Annotated in this window: 16 protein-coding genes; 4 read left to right on the top strand and 12 right to left on the bottom strand. The window is 73.7% G+C overall.

Annotated features, from left to right (window positions below):
• Positions 1 to 361: 361 nt before the first annotated feature.
• Genes IE316_RS13750 through IE316_RS13725 form a run of 6 tightly spaced genes read right to left on the bottom strand, consistent with a single transcriptional unit; the run spans position 362 to position 5,840 of the window.
• Positions 362 to 1,345 (bottom strand): ABC transporter substrate-binding protein, encoded by a 984-nt coding sequence (locus tag IE316_RS13750; RefSeq protein ID WP_190204553.1) that lies wholly within the window; start codon positions 1,343 to 1,345, stop codon positions 362 to 364.
• 59 nt (positions 1,346 to 1,404) lie between these two features.
• Positions 1,405 to 2,169: an amino acid ABC transporter ATP-binding protein gene (locus IE316_RS13745; RefSeq protein WP_308438916.1), complete on the bottom strand. Its 765-nt coding sequence runs from the start codon at positions 2,167 to 2,169 to the stop codon at positions 1,405 to 1,407.
• On the bottom strand, positions 2,166 to 3,179 hold the full coding sequence (locus tag IE316_RS13740) for an amino acid ABC transporter permease (protein WP_190204552.1): 1,014 nt from the start codon (positions 3,177 to 3,179) through the stop codon (positions 2,166 to 2,168). The genes IE316_RS13745 and IE316_RS13740 overlap by 4 nt, the downstream gene beginning before the upstream one ends.
• Before the next feature lie 20 nt (positions 3,180 to 3,199).
• On the bottom strand, positions 3,200 to 4,159 hold the full coding sequence (locus tag IE316_RS13735; RefSeq protein WP_229910382.1) for an ABC transporter substrate-binding protein: 960 nt from the start codon (positions 4,157 to 4,159) through the stop codon (positions 3,200 to 3,202).
• Entirely contained in the window at positions 4,156 to 4,716 is a 561-nt protein-coding gene (locus IE316_RS13730; protein WP_229910381.1) for a GNAT family N-acetyltransferase, read from the bottom strand. The genes IE316_RS13735 and IE316_RS13730 overlap by 4 nt, the downstream gene beginning before the upstream one ends.
• Positions 4,713 to 5,840 carry an LLM class flavin-dependent oxidoreductase gene (locus tag IE316_RS13725; protein WP_190204551.1) on the bottom strand — a complete coding sequence of 376 codons (1,128 nt, stop codon included), beginning with the start codon at positions 5,838 to 5,840 and terminating at the stop codon, positions 4,713 to 4,715. The genes IE316_RS13730 and IE316_RS13725 overlap by 4 nt, the downstream gene beginning before the upstream one ends.
• Before the next feature lie 675 nt (positions 5,841 to 6,515).
• Here IE316_RS13725 and IE316_RS13720 point away from each other — a divergent pair.
• From IE316_RS13720 to IE316_RS13705, 4 genes are all read left to right on the top strand, one after another.
• A complete protein-coding gene (locus IE316_RS13720) occupies positions 6,516 to 7,532 on the top strand; it encodes an amino acid ABC transporter permease (RefSeq protein WP_190204550.1) in 1,017 nt (338 codons plus the stop codon).
• The gene (locus tag IE316_RS13715; RefSeq protein WP_190204549.1) at positions 7,529 to 9,505 is read left to right on the top strand and encodes an FAD/NAD(P)-binding protein; all 1,977 of its coding nucleotides are present in this window, start codon (positions 7,529 to 7,531) and stop codon (positions 9,503 to 9,505) included. The genes IE316_RS13720 and IE316_RS13715 overlap by 4 nt, the downstream gene beginning before the upstream one ends.
• 32 nt (positions 9,506 to 9,537) lie before the next feature.
• Entirely contained in the window at positions 9,538 to 10,821 is a 1,284-nt protein-coding gene (locus IE316_RS13710; RefSeq protein ID WP_229910380.1) for a sulfite oxidase, read from the top strand.
• A 169-nt stretch (positions 10,822 to 10,990) separates the two neighbouring features.
• Complete coding sequence (locus tag IE316_RS13705; protein WP_190204547.1) at positions 10,991 to 11,719, top strand: hypothetical protein; 729 nt, start codon at positions 10,991 to 10,993, stop codon at positions 11,717 to 11,719.
• Positions 11,720 to 11,796: 77 nt separating this feature from the next.
• Here IE316_RS13705 and IE316_RS13700 read toward each other — a convergent pair whose 3' ends face one another.
• From IE316_RS13700 to IE316_RS13675, 6 genes are all read right to left on the bottom strand, one after another.
• Entirely contained in the window at positions 11,797 to 12,012 is a 216-nt protein-coding gene (locus IE316_RS13700) for a hypothetical protein (RefSeq protein WP_190204546.1), read from the bottom strand.
• 70 nt (positions 12,013 to 12,082) lie between these two features.
• Positions 12,083 to 12,625 carry an MOSC domain-containing protein gene (locus IE316_RS13695; RefSeq protein WP_190204545.1) on the bottom strand — a complete coding sequence of 181 codons (543 nt, stop codon included), beginning with the start codon at positions 12,623 to 12,625 and terminating at the stop codon, positions 12,083 to 12,085.
• A 38-nt stretch (positions 12,626 to 12,663) separates the two neighbouring features.
• The gene (locus tag IE316_RS13690; RefSeq protein ID WP_190204544.1) at positions 12,664 to 13,347 is read right to left on the bottom strand and encodes a ScbR family autoregulator-binding transcription factor; all 684 of its coding nucleotides are present in this window, start codon (positions 13,345 to 13,347) and stop codon (positions 12,664 to 12,666) included.
• A 213-nt stretch (positions 13,348 to 13,560) separates the two neighbouring features.
• Entirely contained in the window at positions 13,561 to 14,097 is a 537-nt protein-coding gene (locus IE316_RS13685; protein WP_190204543.1) for a hypothetical protein, read from the bottom strand.
• Positions 14,094 to 15,212 (bottom strand): helix-turn-helix domain-containing protein, encoded by a 1,119-nt coding sequence (locus IE316_RS13680; protein ID WP_190204542.1) that lies wholly within the window; start codon positions 15,210 to 15,212, stop codon positions 14,094 to 14,096. Before IE316_RS13680 ends, IE316_RS13685 begins: the two co-directional genes overlap by 4 nt.
• A gap of 178 nt (positions 15,213 to 15,390) precedes the next feature.
• A complete protein-coding gene (locus tag IE316_RS13675) occupies positions 15,391 to 15,543 on the bottom strand; it encodes a hypothetical protein (RefSeq protein ID WP_190204541.1) in 153 nt (50 codons plus the stop codon).
• Positions 15,544 to 15,825: the final 282 nt, after the last annotated feature.

Here is a 15,825-nt window from a genome sequence, read left to right as displayed (position 1 = left end):
GAGCGCGTGACGGACCGGCACACCGAGTGGACATGTGTTCCATCCTGCGCACCCGGAGCATCCGGAGTCAACGCTTTCCTATGAATCCGGTAGGGATAATAGACAATACGGGCCCGGGGGGCCGTCGACCGGCCGCGCGGGCGTCGACTACCGGCCATCCGCGGCCCGTTCGGCGGCGGGGAGACGCAGGTCACACCGGCTCGTGGCACAGGGCGCCGGGCTGTCTCGTCCCGTGAACACAGGCACCGACGATCACACGGGAGCACCCCATGGACGCGCTAGGCCGCTTCGGCCCGGTCGCCGACGCCTGGGCCGTCGACCGGGAGGTGCGGTGGGCCCGCCGGGCCGCCCGCCGACCGCGCTACTGGCCGGTCTTGGGCAGGCCGGGCGGGTTGATCTCGGATTCGGTCACCGCCTCGTCGGCGAGGCCCCAGCGGTCCAGCACCTTGGCGTAGGTGCCGTTGTCGATGACCGTGTCGAGGGCGGCGGCGAGCGCGCCGACGAGTCCGTTGTCCTTCTTGGTGGTGGCCGCGATCAGCCCCTGGAGGGTGGGACCGGCCCCGGAGTAGGTGCCGACCACCTCGGTCTGCCCGGTGGCGGCCGCGTGGTAGGCGGCGGTGGGGTTGGGGCCGAGGTAGAGGTCGATCCGCCCGGAGCGCAGGGCGAGGTAGGTGTCGCTGTCGTTCTGGTAGTACTTGATGTCCACCGGCTCGCGGCCGGCCCTCTCGTTCTCCTTCGACCACTCGACGAGCAGCTTCTCCTGGTTGGTGCCGCTGCTCACGGCGACCTTCTTGCCCGCCACGTCCGCGGGGCCGGTGACCTTCAGTCCGCTGCCCTTCTTGGCGGCGAAGCCGAGGTTGTCCTCGCGGTAGGTGGCGAAGTCGTACTTCTCCTTGCGTTCCTCGGTGACGGTGATGTTGCTGACGCCCACGTCGTACTTGCCGCTGTCCAGGCCGACGAAGATGTTCTCCCAGGAGACCGGGGTGATGCGCACCTCGAGGCCGAGGACGTCGCCGATCAGGTGGGCGATGTCGGTCTCGACGCCGATGACGGTCTTGTTGTCGGTGGCGTAGAAGGTCAGCGGTACGGCGGAGCCGGCCGAGGCGACCGTCTTCAGGACCCCCGACTTCCGTATTCTCTCCGGCACCCGCGCCGCGATGGAGTCGACCTTGGCGGTGGTGATCCGGTGCTGGTCCGGGCTGAGGTCGATCTTCGCCTTGGTGCCGGTCGTGGCCGCGACCTCGGTGGTGCCGCCGTCGGTGGGGTTGCCGCACGCGGTCAGGACGAGGGCGGTGACGGCGGCGGTGGCCGCGGCGGCGGTCCGGCGGGCGGTGAGGGTGGGCACGGTCGGGCTCCTTGCGTGCGAAAGGGGGAAGGGACGGGACGGGGTGGGACGGGAGGGGGTCAGAGGACCTTGGCGAGGAAGGCGCGGGTGCGTTCGTGGCGCGGGGCGTCCAGGACGGCGGCGGGCGGCCCCTGTTCGACGACGACCCCGCCGTCCATGAACACCACGGTGTCGGCGACCTCGCGGGCGAAGCCGATCTCATGGGTGACGACGATCATGGTGGTGCCGGTGCCGGCCAGGTCCTTGATGACGTCGAGCACCTCGCCGACCAGTTCGGGGTCGAGCGCCGAGGTCGGCTCGTCGAAGAGCAGCACCTTCGGCTCCAGGGCGAGCGCTCGGGCGATGGCCACCCGTTGCTGCTGGCCGCCGGACAACTGCCGGGGATAGGCGCCGGCCTTGTCAGCGAGGCCCACCCGGTCCAGCAGTCGGCGGGCCGTCTCCTCGGCCTCCTTGCGCGGGCGGCGCAGCGCGGAGACGGGGGCCTCGACGAGGTTCTCCAGGACGGTCAGGTGCGGGAAGAGGTTGAAGTCCTGGAAGACGAACCCGATCCGGGTGCGCTGCTTCAGGATCTCCTTCTCCTTCAGCTCGTGCAGCTTGCCGCCGGAGCGGCGGTAGCCGACCAGTTCGCCGTCGATGCTGATCCAGCCCCGGCTGACCTTCTCCAGGTGGTTGATGGTGCGCAGCAGCGTGGACTTGCCCGACCCGGAGGGGCCGAGGATCACGGTGACCTGCCCGGCGCGGACCTGGAGGTCGACGCCGCGCAGCACGTCGAGGGGGCCGAAGCTCTTGTGGACGCCTCGGACGTCCACCATCACATCGCTCATCGGGTGCCTTCCAGGGGTTCCGCGGGGTGGAGGGTCTTCAGGGGTACGACGGGCCGGTCACGCCGGGCCGCCGCGGCGCGCAGGGCGCGCAGGGACCGCCGGGCGCGCTGGAGCGGGGTGAGCGGCGGGGTGCGGTCGGCGCCGCGGGCGAAGCGGCGCTCCACGTAGTACTGGACGACGGACAGCACCGAGGTCAGCACCACGTACCAGGCGGTGGCGACGAGGAGCAGCGGGATCACCCGGCCGTTGCGGCCGTAGATGACCTGGGCCTGGTAGAACAGCTCGCCGATGGCCATCACCGAGACCACCGAGGTGCCCTTGAGCAGTCCGATGATCTCGTTGCCGGCGGTGGGCAGGATGGCCCGCATGGCCTGCGGCAGCACGATCCGGCGGATCTGCCGCAGCCGGGGGATGCCGAGCGCCGCCGCGGCCTCCAGTTGGCCGCCGTCCACGGAGACCACCCCGCCGCGCACGATCTCGGCGGCGTAGGCGGCCTGGTGCAGGGTGAGGCCGATGACGGCCGCGCCGATGGTGCCGATCAGGCTGTCGCTGTCCACCGACCAGAACACCGGCCCGAAGGGGATGCCGAGGCCGAGCCGCTCGTACAGGGCGCTCAGATTGAACCAGAACACCAGTTGGACGATCATCGGGATGGACCGGAACACCCAGATGTAGGTCCAGGCGACGGTCTGCAGCAGCGGGCTGCGGGACAGCCGCATGAACGCCAGGACGGTGCCGAGCAGGAAGCCCAGGACGCTGGCGTAGGCGGTGAGCTGGAGGGTGACCCAGACCGCCTGGACGATGGTGTCGGACAGGACGTAGTCGCCGAACACGCCCCATTCCCAGACCGGGTTGGTGGCCAGCCCGTGCGCGAACTGGGCCACCAGCACGGTCACGGCGGCGGCCGCGACCCACCGGGCGGGGTGGCGGGCGGGGACGACCTGGAGGGCCGCCGGGTCGGCGGCGGGCGGGGCCGCGGGGACGGTGGCGGCGTCGCTGGTGAGTGTCATGGCGGGATTCCCGGTCGGCTCTACGTGTGTTCGGGCGGGTTGATCCGCGACGTCTCGATCGCGGAGGCGGAGGTGCCCCACTTCTTGAGGATGCGGGCGTAGGTGCCGTCCTCGATCAGCTCATCGACGGCGGCGCGGAACGCCTTGGTGAGCGGGGAGCCCTTCTTGAAGGCGAAGCCGACGTCCAGCCGGTGGTACTCGCCGAGGAAGGCGGTGCGGGACGCGGGCTGGGCCGCCTGGTAGCGCAGGCCGTTGATGGTCGACATGATCACGTCGATGCGGCCCTGCTGGAGCGCGGTGAGGGTGGCCCCGTTCTCCGAGTACACCTTCACGTCGTACGGCTTCTTGCCGGCCTTGGCGCACACGCCCTTCTGGGCGGTGAGGGTCGTCTCGAAGGTGGTGCCCGCGCCGGTGCCGACGGTCAGGCCGCAGAGCTGGGTGAGGTCGGTGACGGGGGCCTTGAGGGCGGTGTCGCCCTTGCGTACGGCGAAGCCCTGGCCGTCGTTGATGTAGGTGACGAAGTCGATGGTCTTCAGGCGCTCGGCGGTGACGCCGAAGTTGCCGGTGCCGACGTCGTACTTGCCGCTGCCGAGGGCGGGCAGGATCGTCTCGAAGGAGGCGTCCTGGCGTTGCAGCTTCACGCCGAGGACCTTGGCGACGGCGTCGGCGAGGTCGATGTCCTGCCCGGCGGGGGCCTTGTCGGAGCCGTTCGGGTAGTAGGCGCCGGGCGGGAACCCGATGGAGCTGCCGACCCGCAGGGTGCCCGCCTCGCGGACCTCGGCGGGCAGCAGGGCGGCGACGGACGGGACCTCGCGGACGTCCGCCACGGGGTCGTCGGTCGGTGCGGCGGCGGCCCGCGCGCCGGCCGGGGCGGTGCCGCCGGAGCCGTCGGAGCCGGAGCCGCAGGCGGTGAGCGCCAGCAGGGGCAGCAGCGCGAGGGCGGTGGCGAGGCGCGGACGGATCCGGAGGGCGGGGCTCACCGGCCGGTCTCCTTTCGGGCGGGGGTCGGGGCGGGGGCCGGCTCGGCGGCCGGGCCGGGGGTCAGGTGTTCCTCGAAGGGGGTCAGGTGTTTCTCGAAGGGCAGCGGGCCGATGGACTCCGGGTCGGCGCGGGTGTCGAAGAGCGGGGTGTAGCCGGTGGCCAGGTACAGGCCCCGGGCCTCGGGCTGGCGCGGACCGGTGGTCAGATAGATCCGCCGGTAGCCGCGGGCGCCGGCCTCGCGCTCCAGTTCGGCGACGACCCGGCGGGCCAGACCGCGGCGGCGGTGCGCGGAGTGCGTCCAGATCCGCTTCAGCTCCGCGGTGGTCCCGTCGTACCGGCGGAACGCGCCGCCCGCCACCGGCTCGTCCCGCTCCAGCAGGAGCAGCAGCACACCGCCGTACGGCGCGGTGAACTCCTCGTCGGGGTAGCGGGCCAGCTCGGCGTGGGCGTCCTTGCCGTAGCGCGCGGAGTACTCCTCGCCGAGTTCGCGCAGCAGGGGGCGAACCCGGGGGTCGGACACCTCGGTGCGGAGCACGGTCAGTGCGGGGGTGGTCATCCGCGCACCGCCGCGAGGGCCTGGCCGTCCCGCGCCGCGCGCTCGGCGTCGCGCCTGGCGACCTCCTCGCGGACCAGCGGGATCACGTACCGGCCGAAGTCGATGGCGTCGTCGAGCAGGTGGTAGCCGCGGGCGGAGAGGATGTCCACGCCGAGGTCGTAGTAGTCGAGGAGCGCCTGGGCGACCGTCTCGGGGGTGCCGACCAGGGCGTTGGAGTTGCCCGCGCCCCCGGTGGCGGCGGCGGTCGGGGTCCACAGGGCGCGGTCGTAGCGCTCGCCGGCCTCGGCGATGGCGATCAGCCGCTGGGAACCGGTGTTCTCCGGCGCACCGCTGCGGTGGTGCCGTACGACACCGGCCTCGCGGCGCCGGCGGATGGCGCCGACCGTGCGGTGCGCCTTCTCCCAGGCGAGTTCCTCGGTCGGGGCGATGATCGGCCGGAAGGCGACCTGGATGCGGGGCACGTCGGTGCGGCCGGCGGCCTTCGCGGCGGCCTTCACGGACTCGATCTGCTCGGCGGTCTTCGCCAGCGGCTCGCCCCACAGGCAGTAGATGTCGGCCTCGGCGCCCCCGACGGCGTAGGCGGCCGGTGACGAACCGCCGAACGAGACGCCGGGGCGGGGCTGCTGGACGGGGAAGACATCGCTGACGAAGTCGTGGAAGCGGTAGTGCTCGCCCTCGTGGTCGAAGGGCTCGTGGTTGGTCCAGATCTTCTTGACGATCCGGATGTACTCGCCGGTGCGCGCGTACCGCTCGTCCTTGGTGAGGGTGTCGCCCTCGCGGCCCTGCTCGTGGTCGTTGCCGCCGGTGATGAAGTGCACGGTGAGCCGGCCCTCGCTGATCTGGTCGAGGGTGGCGAAGGTCTTCGCGGCGAAGGTCGGGTAGGAGACGTTGGGCCGGTGGGCGAGCAGGATCTGCAGCCGGTCCAGGCGGCTCGCGATGTACGCAGCGGCGGGCGCGGGGTCCGGGGAGCCGGAGCCGTAGGCGAACAGCACCCGGTCCCAGCCGTGTTCCTCGTGCGCCCGGGCGAGCCGGAGCGTGTACTCCTTGTCGAAGGCGGGGCCGGAGCGCGGGGTGGTTTCCGAGCCGTCGTTGGTGGCGGCGATGCCGAGGAACTCCACGGGCATGGGGGAGCCTTTCACTGGGACTGCCGGACGCGTGCGGGCACGACGGAACGGCCGCTGGACGTCCGGATGTTGACGGTGCGTCAGAGAAGGTGTGTCGAAGAGCGCTTGTCGGAGGACGTGCGTCAGAGAGTGTGGGTCGGAGAACCGGGGGAAACGGGCGTGACGGCGCCGGATGGCGGGAGGGCGGCGGGGGCGGCAGCGGCGTCCGGGGGCCGCGGCACCGGACCGGGGCACGGGTGCCCGGGGGCGGCGCGGCGGCAGGACTCGGCCCGCGACGGGGTCACCGAGGGAGGGAAGGGCCGGTCAGACGGCCCGCTGCCGAGTCAGGCGCAACACGCGGCCGACCACACCCGACCGAAGTCGATGTGGCCGCGCGAGACCAAACGCTGCTGGGCAGTCATGCGACCAATTGAGCAGGACGACACGCGCCCCGTCAAGCCGCGACCGGATACCGGACCGGCCGCTCCTCCTGGTTGACACATCGATGCCAGGGGCACATACGATCGACGGCACAGGAGGTCCCCGCCGTACGCGGCGGCGCCTCCGGCCGCGTTGAGGGACGCGGTGAGCGTGACGACGCCGGACCCCCGGCCGCACCGGACCGGCCCGGCACCCCTGCCCGGCCGCGCCCGCCCCCGGGGTCACCCACGCCCGCGATCCCCGGAGACCCCTACGATGGTCACGCCTTCCGAAGTCACCGACACCCGCTCCGTCACGAAGACCGGCCGCACGCGGTCACCGAACACCCCGGACGCGGACCCGCCGCGCATCGTGCCGCGCCGCCACCCCGGCCGCTGGGCCGCCGCCGCCGGCGCGCTGCTGCTCTTCGCCATGGTCCTCAACTCCGTCGTCCGCAACGACGCCTTCCAGTGGAACGTGGTGGGCGACTACTTCACCACCGGCGCGGTCCTCCAGGGCCTGTGGCTCACCCTGTGGCTGACCGCCGCGGTGATGGTGCTCGGCTTCCTGCTCGGCACCGTCCTGGCCGTGGCGCGGCTCTCCGCCAACCCGGTGCTGCGCACCCTGAGCTGGGGCTATGTGTGGATCTTCCGGTCCACACCGCTGCTGGTGCAGTTGCTGTTCTGGTTCAACATCGGCGCCCTGTACCCGACCCTGGGGCTCGGCATCCCGTTCGGCCCCGAGTTCGTCACCGTCAAGACGGTGAACCTGCTCGGCCCCACCCTCACCGCGGTCATCGGCCTCACCCTGCACGAGACCGCGTACGCCGCCGAAGTGGTGCGCGGCGGCATCCTCTCCGTCGACCCCGGGCAGACCGAGGCGGCCCAGGCACTCGGCCTGAGCCGGCGCCGTACGCTGCGCCGCGTGGTCATCCCGCAGGCCATGCGCTCCATCGTGCCGACCGCCGGCAACATGCTGATCGGCACCCTGAAGGGCACCAGCATCGTCAGTGTGCTGGCCGTGCACGACCTGCTGTACTCGGTGCAGTTGGTCTACAACCAGACCTACCAGGTCATCCCGCTGCTGATGGTGGCCACCCTGTGGTACATCGCCGTCACCACCGTGCTCAGCGCCGGACAGTTCTACGTCGAGCGGTACTACGCCCGCGGCGCCTCCCGCGCCCTGCCGCCCACCCCCGTGCAGCGCCTGCGACTGCGGCTGGCCGCGCTGCGCCGTCGGCTGCGGGAGACCACGGCCGCCGACGCCCGGCCGCTGATCGGCGGTGACCGGTGAGCGGCACCTCCGCCGGCCCCGCCGTCCTGGCCGTCGTGGGCGCCGGACCGCGCGCCACCGGCCTGCTGGAGCGCATCGCGGCCAACGCGCCCGAGCTGTGGGACGGCGGACGCGAACTGCGCATCCACCTGATCGACCCACATCCGCCGGGGCCGGGCCGGATCTGGCGGCACGAGCAGTCCCCGCTGCTGCGGATGAACTCCATGGCCGAGGACGTCACCATGTTCACCGACGCCTCCTCCGTCATCGACGGCCCGGTCCGGCCGGGCCCCTCGCTGGCCGAGTGGGCCGCGCAGTTCGCCGGCGGGCCCCGCCACGCCCCGTACGCGGAGCCCGCCGACCCGGAGGTGCTCGCCGAACTGCGGACCCTCGACGGCGCCGACTTCCCCACCCGCCGCGCCCAGAGCGCCTACCTCGACTGGGTGTTCCGCCGGGCCCTGAGCGAACTCCCGCCGTCCGTCACCGTGGTGTGGCACCGCACCACCGCCACCGCCGTCACCGGCCCCGCCGACGGCCCCCAGCAGGTGTCCCTCGCCGACCGCGCCACCCCGCTCACCGCCGACCTGGTGGTTCTCGCCCAGGGCCACCTCGGCTCGGCCCCCGCCCCCGAACACCGGGCGCACGCCGACTTCGCCCGCCGCCACGGCCGCTTCCACCTGCCGCCCGAGTTCACCGCCGACGCCGACCTGTCCGGGCTGCGCCCCGGCGAACACGTCGCGGTACGCGGCTTCGGGCTGGCCTTCGTCGACCTGATGGCCCTGCTCACCGAGGGCCGCGGCGGCACCTTCCGCACCGAGGCCGACGGCACCCTCACCTACCTGCCCTCCGGCCGCGAGCCCGTCCTGCACGTCGGCTCGCGCCGCGGGGTGCCGTACCACTCCAAGACCCACTACCGGCTCCAGGGGCCCCCGCCCCCGCTCCCCCGCCACTTCGGCCCCGAGGCGGTCGACGCGCTGCTCGCCGGGGACCGCCCGCTGGACCTGCGGCGGGACGTGTGGCCGCTGATGGCCAAGGAGATCGGCTTCGGCCACTACCACGAGCTGTTCCACGCCCACCCCGAGCGCACCGCCCTGCCCTGGCCGGATTTCGTCTCCGCCTACGACGCTGCGGACTGGTACTCCGACGCCATGACCGCCCTCGTCACCGCCGCCGTCCCCGACCCGGCCGACCGGCTCGACCTGGACGCCCTGGACCGTCCACTGGCCGGTGTCACCTTCGCGACACCGGACGCCTTCCAAGAACACGTGCGCGAACACATCGCCCGGGACGTCGCCCGCCGGGAGGACCCCGCCTTCAGCGCCGACCTCGGCGCGTTCCTCGCGCTGCTCTCCGTCTACGGCCAACTGCCGCGCCTGGTGGCCGGGGGAAGGCTGTCCGCCCGCTCGGTCGCCGAGGGGCTGGACGGCTGGTGGCACGGCTTCTTCAGCTTCCTCGCCTCCGGCCCGCCCGGGTTCCGGCTGCGCCAACTGCACGCCCTGTCCCGGGCCGGGATCGTGCGCTTCGCCGGCGCCGGCATCAGGATCGGCACGGACGAGACCACCGGTACCTTCACGGTCGGCAGTGCCTCGGTGCCGGGGCACACCGTGCACACCACCGCCCTGGTCGAGGCATATCTGCCCCGGCACTCCCTCGACCGCACCGAGGACCCGCTGCTGCGCCACCTGCACCGGGCCGGCACCCTCACCGAGGAGGTCATCACGGACGCCACCCACACCCACCGCTCCGGGCTCCTCACCGTCTCCCCCGCCGACGCCCACGTCATCGACCCGCGGCTCGGCGGCCCGCACCCCCGGCGCATCGCCCTCGGCGCGCCCACCGACAGCCGGTCCGTCGCCGCGTTCGCCCGGCCCCGCACCAACGCCCCCGCGTTCCGGCAGAACGACGCGGTGGCCCGCGCGCTGCTGCGCACCCTGTCCGCACGGCACCCCGCCGGCACACCGGAGGACGGTGTCCCCACGGCCGGCACCAGATGACCGACCGCCCGACCCCGCGAAAGGCCGACGCCATGCTCACTCCCGAAGCCCGCTACGACCGTCACCGGCTGCGCCAGTGGCTGGCCGGCGACGCCCGTGCCGACGGTGTCGCCCGGCGCGACATGCTCCGCCTGCTCGCGGCCGCCGGGCTCACCGCCGGACTCCCCACCGCCCTCACCGCCCCGGCCGCTGCGGCCACCACCGCCGCCCCGCACACCACGGGAGCCACCGCCACCGGCATCGTCAAGCCGCTGCCCGAGGAGTGGTTCACGGTGCGCGGCACCAACGCCGAGACCCGTTTCGCCGCCCTCGCCGGCACCGGCCACCGCACCCCCAACGACCGGTTCTTCGTCCGCAACCACACCGCCACCCCGGTCCTGGACACCACCGACTGGACGCTCACCATCTGGGGCGACGGCCTCACCCACGGCCGCCCGGTCGAGTTCGGCCTCGACGACCTGAAGACGTTCCCGGCCGTCAGCCGTACCGCGTTCGTCGAGTGCGCGGGCAACGGACGCAGCTTCTTCACCAGCCAGCAGGGCCAGACCGTCACCGGCACCGCGTGGACGCTCGGCGCCATCGGCACCGCCCGCTGGCGCGGGGTCCGGCTCGCCGACGTGCTGCGCCGGGCCGGCCTCGGCCACCGTGCCGTGGACGTCATGCCGCGCGGCCTCGACGCCCCCTACGTCACCGCCGACGGCACCGACCTGGGCCGGGTGCGCCGCCCGCTGCCGCTCGCCAAGGCCCTCGACGACGTGCTGCTCGCCTACGAGATGAACGGTGCGCCCCTGCCGCCCGACCACGGCCACCCGGTGCGGGTGCTGGTGCCGTCCTGGGTCGGCATCTCCTCGATCAAGTGGGTCGGTGACATCGAGGTGTCCGCGCGGCCCCTGTACTCACCGTGGAACACCGACTTCTACCGGCTGTTCGGCGACACCTACCCCGCCGGTGGCAGCGCGCCGCTGACCCGGCAGACCGTCAAGAGCGCCTGGGAACTGGAGTGGAACGCCACCCTGAAGGCGGGCACCACCCACCGCCTCACCGGCCGCTCCTGGTCCGGCGCGGCCGGTGTCGCGCACGTCGACATCAGCACCGACGGCGGCACCACCTGGCGGCGGGCCGGGCTGCGCGACACCCCGCGCCGCGGTGACTGGGTGCGCTGGTCCACCGACTGGCGGCCGCCCGCGCCGGGCCCGTACACCCTGCTGGCCCGGGCCACCGACACCGCCGGGAACACCCAGCCGGACACCACCGTCCACAACACCCAGGGATACCTGTTCGACGCGGTCGTACGGCACCCGGTGACAGCCGTGTGAACGTCCCGGGTGACCGTTCTTCCGCCCGCCTCCGGCACATCCGGGGGCGGGCGGACCGTCGTGGGGGGAACATGTGGCACCACTTGTACGTACTATCTGCATCCCAGGGCATGTGCCGTGTCAGGCGATTGCCCGTCGGCAGCAACCGATCCGAGGAGACCCACCCACCATGACGGAGACAGCGAACCCGGCGACCGAGATCGCCTCGCAGTACGCCACCCAGGTGTCCGACGACCTCGACCGCAACACCAAGGAGCAGGAGCGCCTCACCGCGGAGATCGCCGCGCTGCAGGAACAACTGGCCGCGCTGCAGCGGGACCACAGTGTGCTGGTCAACATCCGCCAGGCACTCGCCGGCACCGCCGAGCTGGTCGGTGCCGCCCTGCCCGCGCCGCGCACGGAGACCGAGGCACCGGAGACCGGGGCCACCGCCACCGAGGCACCGGCCGGCGAGGCACCCGCCGACAAGGCACCGGAGGCCGGGTCCGCCGGTGGCACCCGCGGCAAGAAGTCCCGGGCGAAGAAGTCCGCCCCGGCGCAGCGGCGTACGGCGAAGAAGGCGCCGGCGGGCAAGGCACCGGCGGGCAAGGCACCGGCCAAGTCCCCGGCGAAGGGCGGCAAGAAGGCGGGCGCCCCGACCCTGGGTGAGCTGATCCTCGGTGTGCTCACCGAGCAGACCGAGCCGCGCTCGGCCGCCGAGGTCGCCACCGCGCTCAACGAGGCGCACCCCGAGCGCCAGGTGAAGACGACGGTGGCGCGCAACACCCTGGAGAGCCTGGTGGCCAAGAACCAGGTGCAGCGCAGCAAGCAGGGCACCTCGGTGTACTACACCGCGCCCGCCGCCCCGGCGTCCGCCGGCACCTCCGAGCCGGAGGCGGGAGCCGACCAGGGCGAGTGAGCGGCCCGCGCGGGAGGTCCGCGGCACCACCGTCGCAGGCGGGCCCGTCACGGGCGCGGGCCCGCGGCGCCGGTGGCCTAGGCGTCCCAGGTGGCGGGGCCGCCGCCGCGCCACTCGATCAGCGCGGACGCCGCCACCTGTTCCTCGTCGACGTCCTCCAGACCGGCCCGGCGCAGGAACTCGGTCACGTCCCGCAGGCCGTAGGCGCGGCCCAGGACCTCACCGGCCACGCGGACACGGCGTCCGCCCCGCTCGTCGGGCGGGTCGATCACTACGTGCGGGGCGCCGGCCATGTCACCAGGGTGCGCGGGAACGGCCGCGGGCGCATGACGGACTACGCCGCCCGGCGGGGCGGGCCCGGGGTCACACCCGGTCCAGGGGGCGGTGCGGCCCGCTGGGCAGTTCCACGGTGACCGGGTCACCGGGGCGCACCACACCGCCCTCCCGCACGATGCTCATGATGCCCGCCTTGCGCACCAGGCGGCCGTTCCCGTCGCGGCCGACGACCCGCTTGAGCAGGCCGTCCTGGAAGCGGTCGATCTGCACACAGGGATTGCGCAGGCCGGTCACCTCCACCACCGCGGTGTCACCGAGGCGCAGCAGGGCGCCGACCGGGAGGCCGAGCAGGTCGATGCCGCGGGTGGTGATGTTCTCGCCGAGGTCGCCGGGGGCCACCCGGAAGCCGTCCGCGCCGACCTCGGCGAAGAGTTCCTCGTGGATGAGGTGGACCTGGCGCAGGTTGGGCTGGGTGGGGTCCTGGGCGACGCGGGAGCGGTGCTTGACCGTCACACCGGCGTGGACGTCACCCTCGACGCCCAGTCCGGCGAGCAGGGTGATGCTCTCCCGGTTGGGCTTGGTGAACGAGTACTCGCCGTTGCTGCTGACCGCCGTGACGTTCCCGCCCATGACTGCGACCCCTCCTCGGTCCGGTGACGACCATGACCCTACTCCGGGGGCACCGTGGCGGTACGGCGCTCCCCCGTGGCCTCGCGGTAGACGCGGGCGCCCCGGTCGGGGCCGAAGTCGAGGCGGGACAGGACGGAGGGCACGGCGTTGGCCGCCAGCAGGTCGCGGTAGAGGTCGGTGACCCGCTCGGCCATGTCGGCGCGGGCGGTCATGATGTCGGACAGCAGTTGGACGCCGGTGAACGCGCCGACGGCCAGCCGGGCCAGGCCCAGGGCGTCGACGTGGGGCAGCAGTTCGCCGTTGGTCTGGGCGGCGCTGAGCAGGGCGTGGGTGTGCTCCACCCGGGCCCGCATCGGCGTCCGGCAGTCCAGAACCTCCTGGGCCGCCCCCTGCTCGACGGTGAGCCGCACGCTGCCGCGCACTATGGGGTCGCCGGTCTCCCGTTCCAGGAGCTGGGCCAGGAGCAGGGCCTCGTCGAGGAACTGCTGGAGGCGCAGGGCCCGTTCGGGCACCCGCGGGAGGGCGTGGGCCTGTTCGGCGAGGACGCCCTGGGCGAGTTCCGCCTTGGAGCCGAAGTGGAAGTACAGGGCGCCCCTGGTCACTCCGGAGCGCCTGAGGATCTCCGTGATCGTCGCCGCCTCGTACCCGACTTCGGCGAACACGGCGGCCGCCGCCACGAGGACCGCCCTCCGGGTCCGGACCGCCCGTTCCTGCAGCGCCACCGCTCCACCTCCCGCCGGCAAAAGTACCAGTAGGTATTTTTCCCCGGACGCTGAGCGACCGCCGTGCACGGGATGGAGCCGGCACCGGTGCCCCGCTCGGTCCCGGCCCGGCGCGCGGCCGGACCGGTCACCCACGGCGGCCGGGCGGCGCCGCGCGGCCGGACCCGCCCGGCCACGCCCGACCGCTCCAAGGACGGGGAGGCGGGGAACCGCTCAACCGGCCTCCGGGGGCGCGGGCTTGAGCTGCCGGACGGCGCGGCGGCAGGCGGCCGGGGCGGAGCACACCAGGTAGCGGATCTTGCTCGGTTCCAGGCCCATGACCGCCGCGGTGTCGCCGCTGCTGTGCCCGAGCAGGCAGTGCAGCACCAGCGCGTCGTACTGCTGGGCCGGGCACCGCTCCAGCGGCGGGGGCAGCGGGCGGGCCTCCCGGACCCGGCCGCCGACCAGGGCCCACGCCTGCGCGGCGGGGTTGGGATGGCCGACGATCCGCGACCAGGTGACGGCGAGTTCGCCCAGGACCGCGCGGACCAGTCGGTGCGCCTCGCCGTCCGGGAGGTGGGCGCGGGCGTAGTCCAGGTAGCGGTCCCGGTGCAGGGCGCAGAACGCCTCGAAGGCCGGCGGCAGCGCGGGGGTGAGCGGGGGCTGCTGGAGGTAGGGGGCGCCGGTCCGGAGCCGGCGGGGCACGACGGGGTGGGCGGCCGGGAGACGCGGGGCCGACCGCAGGGCGTAGGGGCGGGCGTAGGGACTCATCGCGGCACCTCGGCAAGGAGACGGGGAGCGGTGGGTTCGGCCGGTTGCGGTTGCGGCGGCGGGGGTCCGGCCGCCGCGGCACGGGCGGCGTTCCACAGCGGGCGCAGGGGCTGGGCTTCGGCGTGCAGGGCGTGGGCGAGTTCCTCGACGTCCTCCCAGGCGGGCAGGGCGGCGCCGTTGAGCATGCCGGTGATGGCGGTGGCGGTGAGCCGGGTGCGCTCGCCCAGGTCGCCGGTGGGGGGCCGCGCGGCGGCCAGGTGCAGGCCGCGCAGGGCGGCGGTCAGACTGCCGCGCGGCGTGGGTATCCGGCCGCGGGCCGCCGCCCACAGCGGCTGGATCTCGGCGGGGTCGCCGCCGCACGCCTCGGTGAGGGCGCGGGCCACGGTCCAGGACGGACAGCGCTCCCCGTTCAGGACCCGGGAGACGTACGAGGTGGAGATGGCGGTGTCCGCGGCGAGCCGCCGGTAGGTCTTGCCGCTGAGCCGCTGCAGGTGCGACAGGGCGCGGGCGAGGACGGCGGCCGGGCCGGCCGTCGCCGTGTCCGGCTCCCTGGCCCGGGACGGCGGGGCACCCGCGTCCCGGGCGGCGGAGCGGCGCTGGCGGGGGATGCGGACCACGGTGGCGGGCACGCCGACGGGCGCGGCGGCGGGGCGGGCCGGGCCGGTACGGGGGCGCAGCGGGCGGGCGGCCATCCGGCGGCGTACCGCCTCGGCGGAGAGCTTGCGGGTCAGTTGGTCGGGGGCCAGACGGAGCGCGCGGGCGATCTCGGCGTTCTTCTCCCGCTGGTCGCGGGCCTGCTGGACCAGCGCGGCCTTGAGGTCCTCCAGGTCCCGCTCCACCGTGCACAGCAGGGCGAGGGCGTCCAGCGGCCGCCGTTCGCGGGTCAGGTGCCGCAGTGCGCGCACCGCGTCGGAGAGGTCGTCGGCGACCCCGTCGGCGAAGTGGTTGTGGGCGAGGGTGTCGGGGGTGGGGTCCTTCTCCCGGGCGCGGCGGTAGGCGCGGCCGCAGGAGTCGTTGCAGTAGTTGCGGGGGCGGCCGGAGCCGCCGGTGCGGTCGATCGGTTTGCCGCATTCGGGGTTGAGGCAGCGGAAAGGTCCCGGGTCTTTCGGCGTCATGGCGGATGCGTCCCTCTCGGGCATGGGCTACCGGCAGGGCGGTCGCGGAAATCGCGGGTTTCGGCGGAAGCCGTCCACCGATCCCCCGCACGGTCCGCGCGGGTGACATGGATACGGAGCCGGCCGGGTGGCCGCCGCACGGCGGTGGATGCCGGACCGTGCGGCGGCCACCGTGCGGTCAGGTGGTGCGAAGCCGCCGGTAGCGCAGGTACGAGCGGCGGGTGGCGGCCAGCAGCAGACCGACCGCCGCCGCGCCGAACTCGTACGCCTCGGGCCGCAGCACCAGCACGACGCCCAGGACCGGGGCCGCGATGAACGCCCCTACCTGCATGTTGACTTCCTTGTCACGCAGATCGTGGGTTTCAACCGCGCCCGGCTGCGGGATGTTACGGTCGAACCGCTTGGGCCGGGACGGATCCAGTAACCGGCCGAAGTGACTGTTCGGGTCGGGGGACATGCCATCTCTCCGATCGTTGAACCATGGTTGAGTCGGACCCCGGTCTGGTTGCCCGCCGCGCCGGGGTCCGCTCGTGTGTGTGGGGACGCTACCTGCTCACCCAAACGAATGCCTACAACTACCGTGCGTAAATGGCATGATTGCGGTTATCGGCGC

It is taken from the genome of Streptomyces fumanus, assembly GCF_014655295.1.
Taxonomy (GTDB): Bacteria; Actinomycetota; Actinomycetes; order Streptomycetales; family Streptomycetaceae; genus Streptomyces; species Streptomyces fumanus.
Note: the sequence above shows the minus strand (reverse complement) of the source record. Positions and strands in the feature narration are given on the sequence as shown.